At 61.8% G+C, this 22146-nt stretch carries 21 protein-coding genes and 1 pseudogene; 11 read left to right on the top strand and 11 right to left on the bottom strand.

What is annotated here, in order from left to right; translation table 11 throughout:
* Nucleotides 1–9: 9 nt before the first annotated feature.
* From trbJ to GIW79_RS11420, 7 genes are read right to left on the bottom strand one after another with little or no spacing between them, the layout of a single operon-like run.
* Entirely contained in the window at nucleotides 10–753 is a 744-nt protein-coding gene (trbJ, locus tag GIW79_RS11450; protein ID WP_003092277.1) for a P-type conjugative transfer protein TrbJ, read from the bottom strand.
* On the bottom strand, nucleotides 750–3200 hold the full coding sequence (trbE, locus tag GIW79_RS11445) for a conjugal transfer protein TrbE (protein ID WP_000933135.1): 2451 nt from the start codon (nucleotides 3198–3200) through the stop codon (nucleotides 750–752). The genes trbJ and trbE overlap by 4 nt, the downstream gene beginning before the upstream one ends.
* Nucleotides 3201–3212: 12 nt before the next feature.
* Entirely contained in the window at nucleotides 3213–3482 is a 270-nt protein-coding gene (locus tag GIW79_RS11440) for a VirB3 family type IV secretion system protein (protein ID WP_003092280.1), read from the bottom strand.
* A complete protein-coding gene (locus tag GIW79_RS11435; protein WP_000150010.1) occupies nucleotides 3479–3865 on the bottom strand; it encodes a TrbC/VirB2 family protein in 387 nt (128 codons plus the stop codon). Before GIW79_RS11435 ends, GIW79_RS11440 begins: the two co-directional genes overlap by 4 nt.
* On the bottom strand, nucleotides 3862–4932 hold the full coding sequence (gene trbB, locus GIW79_RS11430; RefSeq protein ID WP_023093367.1) for a P-type conjugative transfer ATPase TrbB: 1071 nt from the start codon (nucleotides 4930–4932) through the stop codon (nucleotides 3862–3864). Before trbB ends, GIW79_RS11435 begins: the two co-directional genes overlap by 4 nt.
* Nucleotides 4929–5405 (bottom strand): ribbon-helix-helix protein, CopG family, encoded by a 477-nt coding sequence (locus GIW79_RS11425; RefSeq protein ID WP_000085131.1) that lies wholly within the window; start codon nucleotides 5403–5405, stop codon nucleotides 4929–4931. The genes trbB and GIW79_RS11425 overlap by 4 nt, the downstream gene beginning before the upstream one ends.
* Nucleotides 5402–7399 carry a conjugal transfer protein TraG gene (locus tag GIW79_RS11420; RefSeq protein ID WP_001163195.1) on the bottom strand — a complete coding sequence of 666 codons (1998 nt, stop codon included), beginning with the start codon at nucleotides 7397–7399 and terminating at the stop codon, nucleotides 5402–5404. Before GIW79_RS11420 ends, GIW79_RS11425 begins: the two co-directional genes overlap by 4 nt.
* Nucleotides 7400–7704: 305 nt before the next feature.
* On the opposite strand from GIW79_RS11420, the gene GIW79_RS11415 reads away from it, so the two are divergent.
* From GIW79_RS11415 to GIW79_RS11405, 3 genes and pseudogenes are all read left to right on the top strand, one after another.
* Complete coding sequence (locus GIW79_RS11415; RefSeq protein ID WP_023093368.1) at nucleotides 7705–8610, top strand: LysR family transcriptional regulator; 906 nt, start codon at nucleotides 7705–7707, stop codon at nucleotides 8608–8610.
* Between the two features lie 281 nt (nucleotides 8611–8891).
* Nucleotides 8892–9422 carry a hypothetical protein gene (locus tag GIW79_RS11410; protein WP_000043569.1) on the top strand — a complete coding sequence of 177 codons (531 nt, stop codon included), beginning with the start codon at nucleotides 8892–8894 and terminating at the stop codon, nucleotides 9420–9422.
* A 101-nt stretch (nucleotides 9423–9523) separates the two neighbouring features.
* Nucleotides 9524–9703, top strand: a pseudogene (locus GIW79_RS11405) (integrase core domain-containing protein); the annotation flags it as partial.
* A gap of 228 nt (nucleotides 9704–9931) precedes the next feature.
* On the opposite strand, the gene GIW79_RS11400 reads toward GIW79_RS11405, so the two are convergent.
* The 4 genes from GIW79_RS11400 to GIW79_RS11385 form a co-directional block, all read right to left on the bottom strand.
* Entirely contained in the window at nucleotides 9932–10249 is a 318-nt protein-coding gene (locus tag GIW79_RS11400; RefSeq protein WP_000539741.1) for a DMT family transporter, read from the bottom strand.
* Between the two features lie 58 nt (nucleotides 10250–10307).
* Complete coding sequence (locus GIW79_RS11395; RefSeq protein WP_000717310.1) at nucleotides 10308–10571, bottom strand: EexN family lipoprotein; 264 nt, start codon at nucleotides 10569–10571, stop codon at nucleotides 10308–10310.
* A gap of 32 nt (nucleotides 10572–10603) precedes the next feature.
* Nucleotides 10604–11509, bottom strand: a complete 906-nt coding sequence (locus GIW79_RS11390) for a LysR family transcriptional regulator (protein WP_000405670.1) — start codon at nucleotides 11507–11509, stop codon at nucleotides 10604–10606.
* 93 nt (nucleotides 11510–11602) lie between these two features.
* Nucleotides 11603–13006 carry an efflux transporter outer membrane subunit gene (locus GIW79_RS11385; RefSeq protein WP_000078291.1) on the bottom strand — a complete coding sequence of 468 codons (1404 nt, stop codon included), beginning with the start codon at nucleotides 13004–13006 and terminating at the stop codon, nucleotides 11603–11605.
* Between the two features lie 100 nt (nucleotides 13007–13106).
* Here GIW79_RS11385 and GIW79_RS11380 point away from each other — a divergent pair, with 100 nt between their 5' ends.
* The 8 genes from GIW79_RS11380 (at nucleotide 13107) to GIW79_RS11345 (ending at nucleotide 22097) form a co-directional block, all read left to right on the top strand.
* On the top strand, nucleotides 13107–13748 hold the full coding sequence (locus tag GIW79_RS11380) for a TetR/AcrR family transcriptional regulator (RefSeq protein WP_023093369.1): 642 nt from the start codon (nucleotides 13107–13109) through the stop codon (nucleotides 13746–13748).
* The gene (locus tag GIW79_RS11375) at nucleotides 13745–14911 is read left to right on the top strand and encodes an efflux RND transporter periplasmic adaptor subunit (RefSeq protein ID WP_003092290.1); all 1167 of its coding nucleotides are present in this window, start codon (nucleotides 13745–13747) and stop codon (nucleotides 14909–14911) included. The genes GIW79_RS11380 and GIW79_RS11375 overlap by 4 nt, the downstream gene beginning before the upstream one ends.
* Nucleotides 14912–14935: 24 nt before the next feature.
* Complete coding sequence (locus GIW79_RS11370; RefSeq protein WP_003092293.1) at nucleotides 14936–18040, top strand: efflux RND transporter permease subunit; 3105 nt, start codon at nucleotides 14936–14938, stop codon at nucleotides 18038–18040.
* Nucleotides 18041–18120: 80 nt separating this feature from the next.
* Nucleotides 18121–18468, top strand: a complete 348-nt coding sequence (locus tag GIW79_RS11365; RefSeq protein WP_038421338.1) for a DMT family transporter — start codon at nucleotides 18121–18123, stop codon at nucleotides 18466–18468.
* A 15-nt stretch (nucleotides 18469–18483) separates the two neighbouring features.
* The gene (locus GIW79_RS11360; protein WP_000837791.1) at nucleotides 18484–19104 is read left to right on the top strand and encodes a DUF3313 family protein; all 621 of its coding nucleotides are present in this window, start codon (nucleotides 18484–18486) and stop codon (nucleotides 19102–19104) included.
* Entirely contained in the window at nucleotides 19101–20258 is a 1158-nt protein-coding gene (locus GIW79_RS11355) for an MlaE family ABC transporter permease (protein WP_000063629.1), read from the top strand. The genes GIW79_RS11360 and GIW79_RS11355 overlap by 4 nt, the downstream gene beginning before the upstream one ends.
* Before the next feature lie 5 nt (nucleotides 20259–20263).
* A complete protein-coding gene (locus GIW79_RS11350) occupies nucleotides 20264–21076 on the top strand; it encodes an ABC transporter ATP-binding protein (RefSeq protein ID WP_024944155.1) in 813 nt (270 codons plus the stop codon).
* A gap of 91 nt (nucleotides 21077–21167) precedes the next feature.
* Complete coding sequence (locus GIW79_RS11345) at nucleotides 21168–22097, top strand: MlaD family protein (RefSeq protein WP_000433686.1); 930 nt, start codon at nucleotides 21168–21170, stop codon at nucleotides 22095–22097.
* Nucleotides 22098–22146: the final 49 nt, after the last annotated feature.

The following is a 22146-nucleotide window of genomic DNA, read 5'->3' as shown; positions in this document are numbered from 1 at the left end:
CGCCTCCGGTCAGTTGTTATAGAAGTTGACGGACTGCGGCGTGTACGGCGTGCCGGTGCCCAGAAAGCGCCGCCGCACTTCGCGGGCGCGCTCCATAGCCGCCGCTTGCCGCGCCAGTTCCAGTGAAGCGGCCCGGTCTTGCGTGATCTGGAGCTGCTGCGCCTGGATCGACTGCTTGGCCTGCAAAGCCAGGAGCTGGTTCGTCGCCTGCATCGCTTGCAGCGCGCCGGTGGCCGACTGGCTCTGGCTCACGAGATCGGCCAGCGCGCTTTCGTCTTGGGCGAGGTTCTGCGACACCTGCGCCTGCATCCGCATCGCGGTGTGCAAGCCGTTCAAGGTGTTCTGCCAGCGTTCGCGGGCGTCCTGTGCCATGCGGTCGCCGCTGATGGTGGCGGCGTACTGTTCCGGGTACAGGCGGGCGAACGTGGCATCCATGCTCTGCACGTCGTAGGCCAAGCCGCGCGCCTCGGCGATCAGGCGCTCGGTGGTGGCGAGCGTCGAGCGCAGGCGGTTGACGATGTTGAAGTCGAGATTTGCCAGGTTCCTGGCCTGGTTCATCAACATCTGCGCCTCGTTCTGAAGCTGGTTGATCTGGTTGTTGATCTGTTCCAGCGTGCGCACGGCGGTCAGCGTGTTCTGCACGAAGTTGGACGGGTCGAACACCGTCAGCGCGGATGCGGGCTGCACGGCCAGCAGCGATACCGACAGCACGGCAGCGAGTGAGACAGAGAGCAAACGGGGCTTGGTCTTCATGGTGAAACCTCCAGCGGTTGAGAAGCGAGAAAGGAAGCTGCCGCCGGAGCGGACGGCAGCAGGTCGGCGGCCCAGCCGAGGCCGCGATGGCGCAGCCACGCGCCGGCGAAGCCGGGAGCGCCGGCCTGCGTCAGCACGCGGTCAATATCGCGTTGGTCTTGAGGGGTGGATGCGCCCGCGAATGCGAGCGCGACAGGCCCCAGGTCGAGGTCGAACAGGCGATTGCCGAGGCGCGACTGGTAGTAGTAATCGCGCTTGGGCTGTGCGGTCGCCACGATCTCAATCTGGCGGCTGTTCAAGCCGAAGCCTTCGTAGATCGTGCGAATCTGCGGCTCGGTGGCCTGCGGGTTAGGTAAGAAGATCCTGCTCGCGCAGCTTTCGATGATGGCTGGCGCGATGGTCGAGTCCTTGATGTCGGCCAGCGACTGCGTGGCAAAGATGACGCTGACGTTCTTTTTTCTGAGCGTCTTGAGCCATTGCCGGATGCGGGCCGCGAAGGACGGCTCATCGAGGAACAGCCACGCTTCATCGAGGATCAGCAGCGTGGGCGCGCCGTCAAAACGTTCGTCGAAGCGGGCGAACAGGTAGCGCAGCACTGCTTGCACGGCGGCGGGGCTGTGCATCAGTTCTTCCATCTCAAAGCCCTGCACGTCGGCCATGCCCAGCCGGTCGTGGTCAGCGTCCAGCAGCTTGCCGTGGGCGCCGCCCAACACATAGGGCGCGAGCGCTTGGCGCAGCGCGTTGGACTGCAATAACACCGACAAGCCGGTCATGGTGCGCTGCTCCACTGGCGCACCGGCAAGGCTTCGCAGCGCCGACCAAATGGCAGCCTTCTCGTCCGGGCCGACCGTCACGCCTTCGTGCAGCAGCCGGCCCTCCACCCATTCGGCGGCCCAGGTGCGGTAGCCCTCGTGGGCTATTCGCGCGAGTGGCTGGAAGGCGATGCCGCCATCGGCACCGAGGTCGTAGTGCTCACCGCCAAGGCCGAGGATGGTGGCGCGCATCGAGCGCCCCATGTCGAAGGCGAAGATCCGCGAGCCGAAGTAGCGCCGGAACTGCATGGCCAATATGGCGAGCAGCACCGACTTGCCCATGCCGGTCGGCCCGGCGACAAGGGTGTGCCCCACGTCGCCGATGTGCGTCACCAGCCGGAACGGCGTCGCGCCATCGGTGCGGGTGACGATCAGCGGCGGGCCATCGAGGTGTTCGTTCTTCTCCGGCCCAGCCCATACCGCTGACATCGGCATCATGTGCGCCAGGTTCAGCGTCGAAACGATGGGCTGACGCACGTTCGCGTATGCGTTGCCGGGGACGGACGACAGCCAGGCATCGACTGCGTTGAGGGTTTCGGGGATGGTCACGAAACCCCGGCCCTGGATGACGCGCTCCACCATGCGCAGCTTCTCGTCGGCCACGGCCGGGTCGGCGTCGAGCACCGTCACCGTGGCGGTGAGGTAGCCGAAGGCGACTTGATCGCTGCCCAGCTCCTGCAAGGCGGCATCGGCGTCGGCGGCCTTGTTGCTGGCATCGGTATCGACCAGCGGGCTTTCCTGCTGAAAGATCGTTTCGCGCAGCAGCGCGATGACGTTCTTGCGCTTGGCGAACCATTGGCGCCGCAAGCGCCCCAATTCCCGTTCCGCCTCGGCTTTGTCCAGGCACAGGAAGCGCGTACTCCAGCGATACGCAAAGCCCAGGCGGTTGAGGTCGTCCAAGATCCCCGGCCAGGTCGAGGTCGGGAAGCCTCGTACCGACACCACGCGCAGGTGCTGATCGCCCAGCATGGGCGCCAGGCCGCCGACCAGCGCGGCATCGGCCAGCAGTGCGTCGATATGGAACGGCACGTCGGGCACGCCGACGCGATAGCGCCGCGTGGAGACTGTGGCATGCAGGTAGGTCAGCGTCTGGCTATCGTCCAGCCAGGCAATCTCCGGCATCACACCATCGAGCAGGTCGAACACGCGATCGGTCTCTGCCACGAAGGAATCAAGCCGACCACGCCAGTCCACACCCTCAGTGGGCCGGTTCTCGTACAGCATCCCAGCCGCACGGGCGCGAGACTCTTGCGGCGGTAGGTGTTGCAACGTGAAGTGATAGACGCTCTCGAAATGGCCATCCGACTCCTCGAACGCCGCGCGTCGCTCCTCATCCACCAGCCAGGACAGTGGTTCGGGAAAGGAGGATTGCGGATAGCTCGATGCCCGCATCCGCTCGGCCTCGATATAGAAGGCCCAGCCAGACCCGGTACGGCGAAGCGCGTTGTTCTGCCGCGCCGACGTGGCAATCAGCTCGCCCTGTGTCGCACTGTCCAAGTCGGGGCCGCGAAACTGGAACGTGCGTTGAAACGAACCATCTTTGTTCAGCACAACGCCCGGCGCGACCAGCCCGGCCCAGGGCAGCCAGTCGGCAAGCAAGGCCGGGCGCTGACGATATTCGGCAAGGTTCAGCATGGCGTCCTCCCCTCACACGTCCAGAAGCGGGCGGTGTTTGATATGCCGCGCGAAGACCTGCATGAACTGCGGATCGACGCGCGCACCCCATACGGCCAGCGAGTGGCCGACGATCCAGAGCACCACGCCGGGAATCCACAGTTGCAGGCCCAGCCCGACGGCGGCGGCTAGCGTGCCGTTGGCAATCGCCACGGTGCGCGGCGCACCGCCCAGCAGGATCGGCTCGGTCAGCGAGCGATGCAGCGGCACTTCAAAGCCCGGAAGATCGGTGGCCTTACTCATACGACGGCCCCTCCGGAGAAGCTGAAGAACGACAGGAAGAACGAGGACGCGGCGAACGCGATGGACAGGCCGAACACGATCTGGATCAGCTTGCGAAAGCCGCCGCTGGTATCACCGAACGCCAGCGCAAGCCCCGTCGAGATGATGATGATCACCGCCACGATCCGGGCGACTGGCCCTTGGATGGATTCGAGGATGGAGGTCAGCGGCCCTTCCCACGGCATCGAGGAACCGGCGGCCTGCGCCGTGCCCGCCAGCAACAGCATCAGCGCGGCCAGCAGCAGCCCTTGCCCTGCGGGACGGGCCAGGTGGCGCAGCCGCGCCATGCTGGACAGGCGAGAAATAGGATTTACGGAAAGACGGAAAGCATCAACGTGCGTCATGGCAGTTCTCCAGGTTGGTCAGGGGTCGAGGAAGGCGCAGCGGCAGCGGCTGCAAGAGGAACCGGCGGCAGCTCGGGAAACGGCGTTTCCAGCGCATCTGTCAGGCGATAGCCCGCACCGTCGAAGCCGACGACACGGGAGATGGTTTCGACGTGACGTTTGCGGCCACGGCCTGCGATGTGAATCACCACGTTGACCGCCTCGGCGATCAGGGCGCGGGGCGGATTCACTGCCACTTCGAGGATCAGTTGCTCCAGACGCAGCAGTGCGCCCAAGGCGGAGCCGGCATGGATGGTGGCAATGCCGCCGGGGTGGCCGGTGCCCCAGACCTTCACCAAGTCCAGGGCTTCGCCGCCACGCACTTCGCCGACGATCACGCGGTCAGGCCGCAGGCGCATCGTGGCCCGCACCAGCTCGGTCATTGTGACGACGCCGGCGCGGGTGCGCAGCGGCACATGGTCGCGGGCCGCGCATTGCAGCTCGATGGTGTCTTCGAGCACCAGCACGCGGTCGCCTGTGGCGGCGATCTCGGCCAGCAGCGCGTTCGCCAGCGTGGTCTTGCCGGTGCTGGTGCCGCCGGCGATCAGGATGTTCTGCCGCTCGCGCACGGCGCGGCGCAGGAACTCGGCCTGCCCGGCGGTCAGGATGCCGTCGGCCACGTAGCGATCCAGGCCGATGATGCTCACGGCCCGCTTGCGTAGCGCGAAGGCTGGCCCCGGGGCGGCCGGAGGCAGGATGCCCTCGAAACGCTCGCCGGTTTCCGGCAACTCGGCGGTCAAGAGCGGCTGGCCGCGATGCACCTCCGCGCCGACATGCGCGGCGACCAGGCGGATGATGCGTTCACCATCGGCCTCGGGCATCTCCACGCCCAGCGGCGAGCGACCCGACGACAGCCGATCCACCCACAGGGTGCGATCGGGGTTGAGCATGATTTCCACAACATCCGGATCTTCGAGCGCAGCGGCGATCAGCGGCCCCATCGCCGTGCGCAGCATCTGGATGCGGCGATCCTGGGACGCCGCGGCGGATGAGCGAGATTCAGGCGGAATCTGCGGAACGGCACTCATGACGCACGCTCTGCAGCTCGCTCATCGGCGGACGCCATCGCTGCTGCGTCATCCATCCGCATCGGATCGGGGTGCAGTTCCTCCACCACGTCGCGCACCAGACTGCGGCCACGCAGCAGGTGGCGACCCAACTGCTCGACGAACTGCTCGAAGCGCGCTTTGCCCTGGGCGCGGGCCGCGTCCTTGTGGGCTTCTGGCACCGGCGTGCTGATGGTCAAGAAATAGCGGATGAACAGCGCCAGCGTTTCGATCTGGATGTTCTGGTCGCGCTCCATGCGTTCGGTCTGCCGCGACAGTCGATCCAGCCGCTTGGCAATGGCGGCCTCACGCTGGTCGCCCGCATCGGGTGACAGCCAGGACGCCAAGGCCGCTGCGACGATGGAGGACTTGGACACGCCTTTCTTGGCGGCAAGTTCATCCAGGCGCTTGGCGTGCTCGGGCTGGATGAAAAGATTGAGGCGGTATTGGCTCATAGGTCGATTCCGTCGTTGGGGTCGAGAGAAGCCAGCCGGGCCGTGCGCTGCATGGCCGGGTCGAGCTGGCCGGGAAGCGGGAGCGCCAGGTCGTCGTCATCGAGCAGCTCCAGGTCGTTCGCACACGCGTCCAACTCGGGCTCGTAGGCGACGGTTTCGGAGAGTTCGAGCTGGCGGCGCGGGCCGCCGTCATCGGTGCCGCCCGGACCATCGGCGGATACCGAGGTCGGCGCCGTAGGTACGGCCGGGATCGCCAAGCCGCTCCAGTCGTCGGGGCGGGCTGGCGGCGCGTCGGCGTACCTCCCGACTGCGAGCACGGGCGGTGGCAGGACGCGATCCTTGAAATTGGCGTCGACGTAGTAACGCAGCTTCTTCGCGCGGATCGGGGCAACGCTGGACACCATGACTACGGCGTCCTCAGGTGGAAGCTGCATCACCTCGCCGGGCGTCAGCAGCGGACGTGCAGTTTCCTGACGCGACACCATCAGGTGCCCCAGCCACGGAGCGAGGCGGTGGCCCGCGTAGTTGCGCTGCGCGCGAAGCTCGGTGGCGGTGCCGAGGGTTTCGGAAATCCTTTTCGCCGTCCTTTCGTCGTTGGTGGCGAAAGTCACCCGGACATGGCAGTTGTCGAGGATGGAATGGTTCTGCCCATACGCCTTGTCGATCTGGTTCAGGCTTTGAGCGATGAGAAAGCTGCGGATGCCGTAGCCGGCCATGAAGGCAAGCGCGGACTCGAAAAAATCGAGGCGACCCAGCGCCGGAAACTCGTCCAGCATCAGCAGCAGCTTGTGCCGGCGCGCGATGCCATCGCTGCCGTCGAGCGATTCGGTCAGCCGCCGCCCGATCTGGTTCAAGATGAGCCGGATCAGCGGCTTGGTGCGGCTTATGTCGGAGGGCGGCACCACCAGATAGAGCGATACCGGGTGCTCGGCGGAAATCAGGTCGGCGATGCGCCAATCGCAGCGCGATGTGACTTCGGCCACGGTCGGGTCGCGGTACAGGCCGAGAAACGACATGGCGGTGGAGAGCACGCCCGATCGCTCGTTGTCCGACTTGTTGAGCACTTCGCGGGCAGCGGATGCGACAACCGGGTGAGGCGCATCGCCCAGGTGCTTCGTCGTCATCATCCGGTGCAGCGTCAGCTCGAACGGACACGCCGGGTCGCTGAGGAAGTTGGCGACGCCGCGCAGCGTCTTGTCCTCGCCTGCGTACAGAACATGCAAGATTGCACCGACCAGTAGCGCGTGGCTGGTCTTCTCCCAATGATTGCGCTTCTCTAACGCACCTTCAGGGTCAACCAGAATGTCGGCGATGTTCTGCACGTCGCGCACTTCATGTGCGCCGCGCCGGACTTCAAGCAGCGGGTTGTAGGCGGCCGACTGCCTATCGGTGGGGTTGAAAAGCAGGCAGTGCGAAAAGCGCGAACGCCAGCCCGCCGTGATCTTCCAGTTCTCTCCCTTAATGTCGTGAATGACGGCGGACGCCGGCCACGAAAGCAACGTAGGCACCACCAAGCCCACGCCCTTGCCCGAGCGCGTGGGTGCGAAGCTCAGGACATGTTCCGGCCCCTCATGTCGGAGGTATTGGTCGTCGTGTTGGCCGAGGAAGACGCCCGCCGGGAGGGTCAGTCCAGCTTTGCGGATGTCGACGGCATCGGCCCAGCGTGCCGAACCATAAGTCGTAACCAGCCGCGACTGCCGAGAACGCCATACCGACATGGCGATGGCGACGAGTAAAGCGAACAAACCGCTACCACCCGCAATCGCACCGCCTGTGTCGAAGACGTGCGGCGCGTAGGCATCAAAGAAGAACCACCATTCGAACAAGCGCCACGGGTGATAAACCGGTACACCTAGAAGATCGAACCAGGGCGATCCGAGGCGTACTTGATAGCCAAGGGTCGCTGCTGTCCATTGTGTGGCGCCCCAGACGCCGGCGATCACGATGCCGATTACCACAGCGATCTGGCCGAACAGAACGTTCGTCCCTTGCATGACCTGTCCTCCGATTTCTCCTGCGCTGGTGTCTCATTGAAAGCGTTGCACAGGGGGTGTCGCAGGCGTCAGGATCGGTTCTGGGCTAGTGCCGGTCAAAGACCGTTCGCAGCACAATGGTCGAGGGAAAAGAAAGAATGAGCGCGGTGGCGAGTCAAAGAAAAGCGCCGCAAGCGAAAGCGCACTGCGGCGCATACAGAGTTCCAAGCAAGTTACCCAAAAAAAGCCGTCAATGGGCCTTGCTTCCACTCATAGGCAATATTTAGATATCATGAAAAACGATGATATTTAAGATTGGAATAAAAATGAAAAATATCAAGAGTATGGATCTCAACTTGCTCAAGGCGCTGGACGCATTGTTAGACGAACGCAATGTGACACGGGCGGCGGCCCGTCTGGGACTAACCCAGCCGGCCTTGAGTGGCATGCTGACGCGGTTGCGCGAGAGCTTCGGTGACCCGCTTTTCGCGCGCTCGCAGCGGGGTATCGTTCCAACGCAGCGGGCGCTGGATCTAGGGATGCCTGTCAAGCAGGTGCTCGCCGAAATCGACGCGCTGCTCCAGCCACCTTCCTTCAATCCGGCCACCGCACAACTGACCTTCTCCATCGCCGCGACGGACTATGCGCTGCGTGCCGTTGCTGTCCCATTTCTATCGGCACTTAAACGGCACGCACCGCGTGTACGAGTCTCATTAGTGCCAGTCGAGAGCGGGCAGCTACAGAACCAGCTTGAGCGCGGTCAGATCGATTTAGCCCTCCTGACGCCAGAGATCACTCCGCCAAATCTGCATGCCCGAGAGCTGTTCAAGGAACACTATGTGTGTGTCCTGCGGGAAGACCATCCTGCGGCTATGGGGCGCAAGCTGACCGTTAAACAGTTCTGTGCTCTCGACCATGCGCTTGTTTCCTACGATGGTGGAGGTTTCCGCGGCGTCACCGACGATGCGCTAGAACAGTTGGGCAAACGACGCAGCGTCACACTGTCGGTCAAGAGCTTTCTGATCTTGCCAGACATCCTGCGTGCCAGTGACATGGTTGCGATCTTGCCGAGCCGCTTGGTCGCCGGTATGGACAAGCTGGCTATCTCCCTGCCGCCGGTGAAGATACCGGGGTTCACCAAGACGGCTGCTTGGCACGAACGCACCCATCACGATCCAGCACATCGCTGGATACGAGCACTGCTGTTCACTTCCTGTGCTAACAACAAGTAGGCAAGATCGCTCCTATCGTCATGCTCAGCACAACTCTACCTCGCACTACAAATAAGCAATCAGTCGGCTCAATTGGAGACGCGCCCTTTCGTAGCGCCGCTGCGAGATAGCCTAGTCGGTGGATGGCAGAACCTAGGCCTTGATATCATATTTTATGATATCAAAAATAGAAACTTAGGATTTCACTTATTGCAGATGGAGGCTCATGATTTGCTCCATGACCACTTGAATGACGCAGCCACCCCTGTTGCGTCATCGACATTTTGTGAAGGAGCTTCGATATGAGCAAGCAACAGAACGCCATCCTCTGGCCCGAAGGCTACACGCCGGGCTTTACTGAGAATTTCGCCTCCAATGAGATCATCGCCGCCGGCTTGAGCGCGGCCGACGTATGGCCTCTACTCGTCACACCATCGCTGTGGCCAAGCTACTACGCCAACTCGGCTAACGTGTGCTTTCATGACGGCAAAGGCCCGGTACTGGCCGACGGCGATCGGTTTTACTTCGAGACCTTCGGCTTCCCGGTAGAGGGGCAGTGCAACGAATACGTGCCACCTGCGGATGGGCAACCCGGCCGCGTGGCCTGGCACGGCTGGTCCGGCGAGGAAGGCACAGATACGCGCCTGGATGTGCATCACGCCTGGCTGGTTGAGAACCTGGACGGCAGGCGCGTGCGCATCCTCACGCAGGAAACTCAGAAGGGCAAACCGGCCGAGGAGCTGCACAACGCCAAACCCAACCCGATGATCAACGGCCATCAGGACTGGCTCGACAGCTTGGTCGAGGCAGCGCGCAAAGCCAAGCAGGCGTAGTGGTCTCCGGCCGCTTGATCCCAAGCGTCTGAACGGAGAAAACCATGATGAGAACTCCCCTCAGGATTCTGCTGGTCCTGACTTCGCAGGCAACGATGGGCGACGAACTGCTCAACCGCGAATGGTTCCGCAGTCGGACCGAAGCGAAGGTGCTGATCGAACGTTGGCGACAGTTCTACAACGAGCAGCGGCCGCATAGCGCGCATGCTTACAAACCGCCGGCGACGATCCGGCGCAACTGGATCCAATCCGATAGCATCCCCTCCGAACTCACTGCCTGACTGGCTACAAAGTTCGTACTCAGGTCACCTTGGCGCAGGCACTGAAGGTGGAGCCACCCGGAATGGGTGCTCCCACCGCCTTACGCGCACTGGCTCGAACTCTCCCGAGGCGCCGGCAAGCTCGTCACATAGCGACTAGAGAGAGGAGGTGACCGTACGAGTTCCCAGCGCCCGATCCACTCTGGGAGCTGGGTCGCCTAGCGACTACGCTACCAATGGAGCTAGCGATCAACTCGATAACTTGAGCGTGATAACGCCCAGGATGATCAACGCCACGCCAAGGTATCGCATCAGGGAGGTTGGGTCGCCATAGAAATGAATTCCGACTAAGAAAGTTCCCGCCGCTCCGATACCCGTCCACACCGCATAAGCAGTCCCAATCGGTATCTGACGCTGAGCAAGCCATAGGAAGGCGCCGCTAATTGTCATGAAAGAGACGGCTACTGCGACCCCACTCCAACGCGATGTTGGCTCTTGCGCCATTTTCAGCCCGACCGGCCATCCGATTTCAAACAATCCAGCCAAAACAAGATAGATCCAACCCATTGCGATTCTCCTTCAAATTTTTCATATCCGGCATACATACTCCGGCATGACCACCAGCTTAGAACTTCGGCGGCTCTTTAGGCGTGGTGTGGGGCACATCGCCATCTTCGTAAAAGCGCTTTCGCGTAGCCTCGGCAACCCGGTTACATAGTTGGTCGCCCAGCATTGGTCGATCCAACTTGCATTGCTTGCGCAACTCTTTCAGACGCTCAGGATTGAGCGCTAATTCATCGACTGTCGGAAGGTTGGCTTTATCTGGTTTCCCAGATGGGCTGCAGGCTGCCAATGTCGAGGAAAGCAATATGAGAGCAATCTTCTTCATGGTTAATTTTCTTTGGGAGATTGTGTGATGGTTTACCGCCGACCTTTGGCATCTGGAGATTTGATCGAATGAACGCGTTCCATGAAGCGAGTCAGCATTTCTGACGGCTCGCTGGCCGGCCGTAGTAGATAGGTCGTGAGCATTGGCGAACGTCCAGTCAGCGGCCGTGCGACCACCCCCTGTTCCCTGCTGGCTGTGATATGCGCGCCTCCTGTGAGGCCTAGTGCAAGTCCCGCCGAAACCAGGACCATCATTAGATCGCTGGAAGTCACGCGTTCGGCAATCAGTGGCTCTATGTCCACGCGACGTAGCACCCGTTCAACTTGCCGAGCATGGCCCTCACACGCCACCGCGTCGCAGAGCACCAGCGGATACCGCAACAGCTCTTCTAGGGGAATCTGTTTGTGGGATAGCAAGGGGTGCCGTGCGGGCACAGCTACCATCAGAGGGTCACTCCACACCGGCACGGCGATGATGCCTTCGCCGACTTCATCCGATTGAGCGAAGCCGAGATCGTACAGTTCGCCACACAATCCCTTGATTTGCTGTGCCAAAGGCACCTCGAAGAAGCGAACTTCCACTTCCGGCTCTTCCTGCCGGCAGAGCGCCAACAACGCAGGCAGGCGCGATGGCGTGATTCCATCAGACAATGCAATACGGAGCTGGCAATGAAAGCCATTGGCTGCGGCGTTCACACTGTCGCGCGCCTGCTGCAAAGCTGCGAAGACACGCGGCACGCTCTCAAAGAAGAGCCTGCCCGCACGAGTCAAGCGGGTGCTCCGAGTGGTTCTCGCAAATAGCGCTACGCCCAACTCTTCCTCAAGTTCCTTGATGGCGCGCGACAGCGGCGATGTCTCTATGTGGAGGCGCTCTGCGGCTCGGGCAAAGTGCAGCTCCTCTGCCACCGCCAGAAAGTAGCGCAGGTGTCGAATTTCCATGTTCGCATTCCTCATCACTCAGGCCTCACCACCTTCGCCTTGCGTCACGCTATTTAGCTAGCCTTCGCAAGCTGCTCCAGCATGTTTCTGCGATCAAACAGGAGAGCCGGATAATGCTTTTGCCAGGACGCCCCATTGCATGGCTGTCTCGGCCCGCGTGCGGATCAGCGAAGCCTGCGCTGACAGCACCCCGGCCTCAGCCTCGGCCACCACCGTGGCGTCCACTTGTCCCGCCTCGAACAGACGTCGGCTGCGATCGAGCTGACGCTCCGCGACTGCGACACCCTCGGCCTGATGCTCCAGTGCTGCGTGCTGCGTATGCCAACCGAGATATGCGTTCTCTACGTCCTGCAAAGCACTCAACAAAGTGCGCTCGAACTCCGCACGGGCAGCTCGGCTGCGCGCCTCTCCGGTCTCGATGCCGGCACGGATCGCGCCACCATCGAAGATCGGCAACGACACCCCGGCCCCAAGTGAAAAAATGTTTCCAGTGATGCGGGTTCCCACACTCTCTACGCGCTGCCGTCCGCCGCTCAGGTCCAACACCAGCCTGGGGAAGCGTTCGCCTTCGGCTGCGTTCCAGCGCGCGGTTTCGGCGGCGAACTTCGCTTCGGCGGCGCGCACGTCGGGCCGCTCACTCAGCAGGTCCGCAGGTATGCGTGTCGGTGTCCAGTCCGGGACGGCGAGCGACGCAAGAGTTGGGGAAGCTGCAGGCGCTCCGGGCGTTTGTCCCACTAGTACATCGAGTGCATGCGTCGCCTCGCCGCGCGCACGCCGCAGTTGCTCTTGCTCCACGCGCAGTGCGACGACGCCGGCGCGGGTACGCTCGATGTCGAAGCCGGTAGCTTGTCCGGCCTCGAACTTCCGTTGCATCAGCAAGACGAGTCGTTCTGCGGATGCCAGCCGCGCCGCGGCTAGCGCTTCGAGCTCACTGGCTTGGCGCTGCTGCACAGCCGCCGACACTGTTTCAAACGCGACCTGCCACCGCGTGGCAACCCACGCTTGTTCGGCTGCCACCGCATCCAGGCGCGCACCTTCTGCTGCCTGCGAAAGCCGTCCCGACAGGTCTGCCTCCCACGATGCGGACAACGTGGCGCGGCCATCATTGCCGATTGCAACGTTCTCTGAATAGTCGCGTCCTCGAGTTGCCTGCGTGCCCGCGGACAACGAGGGGAGCAGGGAGGCCCGTGCTCGCCGCGTGGCGGCCGATGCCTCGTCCACGCGCGCTCGCGCAATCGTCAGTTCGGTATTGCGCTCCAGCGCCGCCCGGACCAAGGCATTGAGGTGCGGATCGCCGTAGGCCGTCCACCAATCGACGGGAAGAGTACGGCGGGACGATTTGTCCAAGATGCCTTCACCTCCCTCTTCATTTGAGAAATGGGCCGGTACATCCAGGCGAGGTGGATCGGCAGAGTGCGGGGCATGGCTGCAGGCCGCAAGAAGCAGTAGCGGAGAAATCATGGCAATGAGGCGATAGCGTTCAAGAATTTGAGACATGGCAGCTCCTTGCGTTCCGAAAAAGTCTTGACGGACTGTTGTATGGCTTCTACTATACCGTCTGGACTGTATATGACTCAAGCTTTTTTGGAGCACGACCATGCCGCCCCGCGCGAAAACAAAGTTGCCCCCCCCGTCCACTGCCCATAGCAGCGCCGATGCGCAGCCCGGCCTCCAGCAAGGAGCCCAGCGAACTCGCGACCGCATCCTGCAGGCCGCCCGCGAACTGGTGCTGGAGGAAGGTGCCAGTCGCTTGACACTGGACGCCGTCGTTGTGCGGGCCGGGTTGAGCAAAGGGGCGTTTCTCTATCACTTCAAGACCAAACGCGATTTGTTCGTGACACTGATCGACGAGATGATCCGGGCGTTCGACGCGGTACAAGCCAATCACGAGCGCAGGTTTGCCGGAGATCCGGACCCCTGGCTGTCGAGCCAGGTGGAAGCGATGCCCGACGACGAGATGCAGAAGATGGGCGCAGCGCTGCTCGCGGCAGCTGCGGAAGATCCAACACTTCTCGACCCACTGCGCGAGTGGTACCGCGTGCAGTACGAACGCGTGCGTCGATCCCCGCGTGGCACCGAGACCGCGGCACTCATCATGCTGGCATTGGATGGCGCCCTGTTCGCCGATCTTCTGGGTTTGCCAATACTCGCACCCGCAGAGCGGCGGCATTTCTTTCGGGCGCTCCAGGATCTCGCCTCGGGCCATCTCGAACTTGTCCCGGCAAAAGGACGCACATGAGTCGCGTCCGTAGCGGTGTCATGACCGCGTGCGCACCGCGCTCCTTGGCGGTTGCTTGCACACTATCCATTTCGACTCTGCTCTCAGGGTGCGGAAACTCGCAATCCACCGTATCCGAGCCTCCGCGCGCAGTGAAGCTCGCCGCCGCGCAGTCGGATCTCCCGCATAGCTCTCGCATCGAATTGACTGGCTCGGCGCGAGCAACCGAGCGCAGCATCCTAGGATTTGAAACAGGAGGACGGATCGCCAAGTTGAACGTCGACGTGGGTGAACGGTTCTCCCGCGGCCAAGTCCTGGCAGAACTTGATGCGCAACCTGACCGGCTTCGCGTGACACAAGCGCAAGCATCCCTGGCGGCCGCCGAAGCCGGCCTGATGGATCGACGTGTACAGACAGATCAACAGCGCCGGTTGCTCGAAAGCGAAGTCATCTCCCCTGCTGCGTTCGAGAGCGCGAAGGCGCAGCTAGCGGTCGCAGAGGGTCAAGCGCGCACTGCCAAGGCGGCGCTTGGCCTGGCCGAACGAGCACAACGTGGCACGATGATCGTCGCTCCTTTCGATGGTGTCGTGGCGGAAAAGCTGGCTTTGGCGTTCACCGACATTGCTGCTGGTGCGCCGGTATTTCAGGTCGACGGCGTGCGCAGTGGCACTGAGATCATCGCGAACGCGTCTACTACACAGGCACCTCACATAGATGTCGGCCAACGCGCAGAACTGAGCTGGAGCGGAGCCGAACAACCAATCCGAGCGGTGGTACGTCGTGTCGGTCTGCGCGCCGAAAATGGCTCGCTCCTACCCGTGGTGCTAGTGCCTGAAGATAACGCGCAAGCGCGCGCACTTCGGCCAGGTATTCCCGTACAGGTCGTGCTCGACGCACCTGCGGCAACCTCCAAGACCTCTCGGCCCGAGACTGTATCCATACCTTATGCCTCGCTGGTGCTCGGCACGAAGCCGGGCGAGGCTTCCGTCTTCGTCTACACCCCTGAAGATAAGAAGGTGCACCGTCGCGCGGTGCGCTTCACGCCGGTACAGGAAGGAGACAGCGCGCGCGTCCTCGCTGGACTCAAGCCCGGCGAGACGGTGGTTGCCGCCGGAGGAGGATGGCTCACCGATGGACAGCCAGTGACACCACTGGAAGCCACCACTCAATTGACCAAGCGCTAACGCGATCCACCAGGTTACTTCATCATGAAGATCACCGAGATGGCGCTGCGCGCCAGTCGACTTACCTACTTTGTAGCGCTCATCATTTTCGTCGCCGGCATCGCGACCTTCCTGAATTTTCCTTCTCAGGAGGAGCCGACTGTCACGGTCCGCGATGCGATGGTCACGGCGTTGAACCCGGGGCTGCCCGCCGAACGCGTTGAGCAACTCATTGCCCGGCCGATCGAGGAGCGCTTGCGCGAACTGGCAGAGGTCAAGCGCGTGACGAGCACCGTGCGCGCAGGCAGCGCCATGATCCAGGTCACGATCTGGGACCGCTACACCGACTTGGCACCGATCTGGCAGCGCGTCCGGGCCAAGGTCGCCGATTCGAAGGATGCCTTACCACAGAGCACGATGGGGCCTTTCGTCGACGAAGACTTCGGCCGCGTCGCGGTTGCCTCGATTGCGGTCACTGCACCAGGTTACTCCATGAGCGAGATGCGCGTCGCGCTCAAGCAGATGCGCGACCGCCTGTACACCGTGCCTGGTATTGAGCGCATCACTTTCTACGGCCTGCAGGAAGAGCGCGTCTATCTCGAATTCGATCGGCCTAGGCTCGCGCGATTGGAGCTGACACCACAGGGGGTGATCGACCAACTCGTCAAACAGAACGTCGTCGCTTCGGGTGGACAAATTGTTGTCGGCGGCATCAATGCAACCTTGGCGGTCAGTGGCGAAGTGCGTGACGCTCCCTCCCTGCGAGCAATGCCGATCGCGCTGCCACGACCGCAAAGTAGTACGGCGCCCGTGCCGACGATCGCATTGGGTGAACTGGCGCAGGTGAGTGTGCGGCCAGCCGATCCGCCGGAATCTGCTGCCATCTACAAAGGCCAGCCCGCTGTCGTCATGGCGGTTTCGATGGCCTCCGGTCAGAACGTGGAGCAGTTCGGAAAAGCGCTCAAAGCACGGGTTGCAGACCAGGAGAAGCTGCTGCCGGCGGGTTTCGATCTGTCATACGTCACTTTCCAGGCCGATGTCGTCAAGCACGAGATGGGCAAAATGAACCACGTCATGATGGAGACGATCATCGTCGTCCTCGGTGTCGTCGTGCTATTTCTCGGTTGGCGCACCGGGATCATCGTGGGCATGATCGTGCCGTTGACGATCCTCAGTGCACTCATCGTCATGCGCGCGATGAACATCGAGCTTCAGAACGTCTCGATGGGCGCCATCATCATTGCGCTCGGCTTGTTGGTGGACAACGGCATTGTGATTGCCGAAGACATCGAACGCCGCCTGGCCGGTGGCGAAGATCGTAAGCATGCCTGCCTCGAGGCGGGCCGCACGCTCGCCATTCCGCTGCTCACGTCCTCGCTCGTGATCGTGATCGTGTTCTCGCCGTTCTTTTTTGGCCAGAACGCCACGAGCGAGTATCTGCACAATCTCGTGGTCGTGCTGGCACTGACGTTGTTCGCTTCGTGGCTGCTGTGCCTGACTGTCACGCCCCTATTGTGCTACCACTTCGCCAAACCCCATCACAAGCAGGAGCAGGGCGACGCCTATGACACCCGCTTCTACCGTGGCTACCGGCGCGTACTGGAGTGGGTGCTCCACCATAAGGCGGTCTATGTAGCGTCGATGATCGCGGCGCTTGCCATTGCGCTGTATGGCTTCACCACCCTGCCGTACGATTTCATGCCCAAGTCCGACCGGCTTCAGTTCCAGATTCCGGTGCAGCTCGCCCCCGGTACCGACTCGCGCGAAACGCTCGCCCGCGTGAAGCAGATCAGTGGTTGGCTGGGCGACACGAACATCAATCCAGAAGTCTCCGATCACATCGGCTACGTCGCCGATGGTGGCCCGCGCTTCATCCTTAGCCTGAATCCACCACTGCCGGCATCGAACATCGCGTACTTCGTTGTCACATTGAAGCCGAAGAGCGACATCGACGCCGTCCTCGCCCGCACCCGCAGCTACTTTGCGCAAGCACATGGCGACGTGCGCGCCGAGCCCAAGCGTTTCTCGCTCGGTGCGACCGAGTCAGGGACTGCCATTTATCGCGTCAGCGGTCCGGATGAGGAGGTATTGTTGGGGGCCGCGTCCAAAATCGAAGCAGCGCTGCGCAAGCTGCCCGGCACCATCAACGTCAAGAACGATTGGGATACGCGCGTTGGCCGCATCGACGTACGGGTCGACCAGGACCGCGCGCGTCGGGCGGGCGTGACGACTGAAGACATCGCTGGCGGGCTGGATGTCCGCTACAGCGGCAGATCGATCTCGGTTATTCGCGACGGTGACACCTCCGTCCCGATCGTCCTGCGCAGTATCGTAAGCGAGCGTCGCAGCACGGCAGACGTAGGCGCGACGCTCATCTATCCCACCAACGGCGGTCCAGCGGTGACGCTGGCTCAGGTCGCAGACGTATCGCTCGCGAGCGAGCCCTCGGTCATCCAACGGCGCAATCTCATCCGCACGATCACCGTGCAAGGACAGAACACCTCTTACACCGCCCAGGAGATCATCAACCGCCTGGCGCCTAGCGTCGCTGCCCTGGACCTGCCCGCGGGCTACTCGGTTGAACTTGGCGGCGAGATCGAGGAAGCCGCCGAATCGAACGCCGCGCTGTCGACCTACATGCCCCTCGCATTTCTGGCGATGCTGATGCTGTTCGTATGGCAGTTCAATTCTTTCCGCAAGCTCGGTGTGATCCTCGCGACGATCCCTTTCACGCTTATCGGCGTGGTATTGGCTCTGAAGCTGACCGGCACACCTTTCAGCTTCATGGCGACCTTCGGCGTACTGGCCCTGTTCGGGATCATTGTCAACAACGCCGTGCTCTTGCTGGAACGCATCGACCAGGGGCTAGCGGAAGGCCTGCCACGCCATGAAGCCTTGGTTGGGGCCGCGATACAACGGCTTCGTCCAATCGTGATGACCAAGGTCACCTGCATTTCGGGACTGGTGCCACTCATGCTCTTCTCCGGACCATTATGGAAAGGGATGGCGATCGCGATGATCGGTGGGCTGGCACTCGGAACGCTGGTGACGTTGGGCTTGATTCCGCTGCTTTACGAAGTCCTGTTTGGAATCAAGCGAATTGGGCCGTGGAACCTGAGTGTCGCCACCGCGCATGGAGATCGCTCATGAGTCTCTTGCGAGCCGCCGCGTGCTGCGCATTCTCAGAATTCGTATGCACCCACGCTTCATGCGTATGTCTCGCTAGGCTTATGCGATTCAGCACCCATCCGCTGATCTGGAAATCCTGGTCGATTGTCATTGCCGCAGGGGTTCTAGGAGCGGGCTATCCACTGGGCCTGCGGGCCATCACGGCGGGCGGTCCGATGCGCTGGGTCGGCCTCTGTGTGGCAGTGACGTGCATGGCGGCCAGCGGCGCACTTTTGTGGTTCGCGCTCAAGCGGATTCCGATCAGCGCGGCCTCTGCAGCCTGGGCAGGAATCGGGCTACTTGGAAACTTGGGCGTCGGCGCCCTCCTACTAGGCGATGTCGCATCGGTAACGCGCTGGTCTGGCACCGCCCTCATCGCAGCAGGCATTGCCTGTCTTAGTTTCGTTTGATCAAGGAGACCCATTATGAAGAGCAAAACTGCATTGATCCGCGGCGGCATCTTTTTTTGCGTAGCAGGCGCGCTCTCTGGATGCGCGACCAACAGCATGACGCGCTCCGGATTTCTCGGCGACTACGAGAAGTTATCGCCGACACGATACGAGAACGTACTGATGTACCGCGCAGCGGGATTCGAGCCCAAGCGTTATGCCGCTGTCGTGGTGGAAGAAGCGCAGATCAAGACCGCCTCGGGTCGCATCGATGGGCTCGATGACGCGCAGCAGCGCGAAGTGCTAGACCATGTGACGAGCGAACTGAAACGCCAGGAAGGCAAAAGTCCCGCCCCCCCAGGTGGCGCGGGACAGGTTCGGGTGCGTGTAGCGGTCACCGAACTGCAGACACCGAATCGGGCAGTCAATGCAATGACGACCCTGCTGGTTGGACCCGTGACGACGGGTGGTGCCAGCCTAGAGTTCGAAGCAGTCGATTTAAGGACGGGACGCCGGGTTGCTGCCGCCAGTTGCTTCGAGCGCGGCAACGTCATTAAAGAGTTCGCCGGTTCGTACACATTGCTGGGTCATGCCAAAGCGGCGATCACGAACTGCATCGAGCGCATCGACAGCGCTTGGCGGGACACGCAGCCATGAGCAACGCTTCACAGGCTTGGCTCCGGCAGGATGCCATGGTCGGCGGTGATCACAAATGGCTGGCGGGTGGCGACTGGACGATAGAGCACTACGCCAGTCTGGCAAAATCCGTGTCCGCCGCCCGCATCAGTCATGCCGAGGGGTACGCCACTCCCTTACTCGACTGGACGCAAGTCCAGAGACTGGACACCGCCGGCGCGGCTCTGCTGGTGGAAATTCTCGGGCCAGACTCGATACTCGACCGGCCGGAGGCAGCTCCAAATCTGTCCTCGGATCGCCTCGCCCTAATGAGAGCGCTGGCCGCCGCTGCTACCGATCAGCAGAAGACGGAGAAAGCAGCGGTGAGCGGGAATCCTCTGCTCCGCGGTCTGGGACGCATAGGCCTGACCTTGGAACAGGGCTGTCGTGCGTGTCTTGGTCTGGCCGGGTTCGTGGGCCAGATCATCGAAACATGGAGCCGTACCGTTCGTCACCCGCGTCGCTGGCGCGCGACCTCGGTGATCGCTCAAATCCAGCGATCAGCGGTGGACGCCATTCCCATCGTGGCGCTACTGAGCTTCATGGTAGGAATGGTGGTGGCGTTCCTGGGAGCAACGGTGCTGGCCAACTTCGGTGCGAGCATCTTCTCGGTGCATCTGGTCGCCTTCTCGTTCATGCGCGAGTTCGGAGTGCTGCTCCCGGCCATATTGATTGCAGGCCGTACCGCAAGCGCGTACACCGCCCAAATCGGTTCGATGAAGGCAAATGAAGAGATCGATGCGCTTCGCTCCAACGCGCTCGACCCCATCGAGTTACTGGTGCTGCCACGCGTGCTGGCGCTTCTTGTGTCCTTGCCACTGCTCACCTTAGTAGGCATCTTGGCTGGCATTGCGGGCGGCGCCACCGTATGCGCACTGAGCTTGGAAATTCCTCCCGCACAGTTCCTTGCCATCGTGCAGGAAAAAATCGAGGTGCGCCATTTTCTTGTCGGAATGAGCAAGTCCCCGCTCTTCGCGGTGATGATCGCCGCTATCGGCTGCCATGAAGGGTTCAAGGTCGCCGGTAGCGCTGAGTCGGTAGGCGACCACACGACGTCTAGTGTCGTGCAATCAATCTTCATGGTGATCCTGATAGACGCCATCGCTGCACTGTTCTTCATGGAGATGGGCTGGTGAGCGCGGTGAAGCAAGACACCGACAACGGTGTGCGACACGCTATTGAAGTGCGCGGCCTGGACAACAGGTTTGGAACCCAGCAGGTCCATCAGGACCTAGACCTGGACGTGCGGCGCGGGGAAATCCTTGGCGTGGTGGGAGGGTCAGGCACCGGGAAATCCGTGCTCTTGCGTAGCGTCGTCGGGCTGCAGAAGCCGCATTCGGGCGTGGTCCGTATCGGGGGGCGCGACCTACTGCGAGCCCAATGGCTTGCGCGCGCGCGTATGGAGCGAAGGTTCGGCATTCTGTTCCAGAAGGGCGCGTTGTATTCATCGCTGACCGTCTTGGAGAACGTCGCTCTTCCTTTGATCGAGCATGTCGGTCTGGCGCGGCCTCTTGCCGAGCGTTTGGCAAGAAGCAAGCTGGGCTTGGTGGGGTTGCCTGCCGGAGCGGGAGACAAGTATCCGGCCTCGTTGTCCGGAGGCATGGTGAAACGAGCAGCACTGGCGAGAGCCTTGGCGCTTGATGCGAACATCCTGTTTCTTGACGAACCCACCGCAGGACTGGATCCAATCGGGGCTGCATCTTTCGACCAATTGATTCTGACCCTGCGCAATGCACTGGGCCTCACGGTGTTTCTGGTAACCCACGACCTCGATACGCTGTACACCATATGCGACCGTGTCGCGGTCCTGGCGAACCAGAAGGTACTCATCAACGACGGCATCGAGGCAGTCGAGCGCTTCAAGCACCCGTGGATACAGGAATACTTTCACGGCCCCCGTGGCCGTGCGGCCGCACAGGCCACTGGTGCTTCCAGCCAAGAGACGCAGCCATGAAACCCCTCCGCATCTGCATCATTCTTCCGTCGCGCACGCATTGGGCTGGGCGCACGCAATATTTAAACTCTGAGAACGAGGTGGTCTGATCATGGAACCACGTGCCCATCATGTATTCATTGGTCTGTTCGTCGTGCTGCTCGGTGCGATTGGTATTGGCTTCGCGCTTTGGCTCAGCGACACACGTTCCGACCACGATTACCAGTATTACCGGATTATGTTCGATGAGCCAGTGACCGGGCTTACGCCCGGCAGCCAGGTTCAGTACAGCGGAATCACGATTGGCGAAGTCGTTGCACTTTCTCTTTCACCGCGAGACCCAAGGCGGGCGATAGCGCGCGTACGCATCAATGCCACCATCCCGGTCCGGCAGGATACCCGCGCTGAATTGGTCATCACGGGAATTACCGGCAACGCGGTGATCGAGTTGAGCGACGGTGGGCCAAACGTGCCATTGCTGGATCGGAGAGAGGACGAGGAACCGTTGATCCTCGCACCACGTTCGGCGATGGCATCCCTGGTCTCCGGTGAGGGGAACAGCATGACGACACTCAACGGCATCTTGCTGCGCACGCAGGAGTTACTGTCGAAGGAGAATTTGGCTCTTGTGCACCGCAGTCTGGTGAATCTTGAACAGACCACGGGCGCGGTCGCTGACCAGAGGGCCGAGATCGCGACGTTAATCAGCAATCTGACCGAAGCAAGCAGAGAATCGACAGCTGCCGTGCGCCAAGCAAATAGCACTCTTCGCGATGCCAACCTGCTACTAAATAACGATGGTAAGCAAATCATGGTGAACACGCGTGATGCAACGGCATCCCTCGAACGCGCCGCTTTCAGGGTTGAGACGCTACTGCAAAACAATCAGGAATCGCTGAACCAGGGCTTGGCCGCCACAGGTCCTGCCATGCACGAACTCCAGCAGGCGCTGGCCAATCTAAACACCGTGCTGCGCCGACTGGATCGCAATCCGGCGCAATACCTGCTCGGTGGAGAGAACATTGAGGAAACCAAGCCGTGAACACTTCCGCCAGGATGATTCCCGTCGCTGCCGTGACTATGACGCTAGT

Origin of the sequence: Pseudomonas sp. PA-7-1E, from assembly GCF_021605325.1 — a bacterium.
Taxonomy (GTDB): Bacteria; Pseudomonadota; Gammaproteobacteria; order Pseudomonadales; family Pseudomonadaceae; genus Aquipseudomonas; species Aquipseudomonas fluorescens_BV.
The sequence above is the reverse complement of the archived record's forward strand: the minus strand, read 5'-3'. Positions and strand labels throughout refer to the sequence as shown.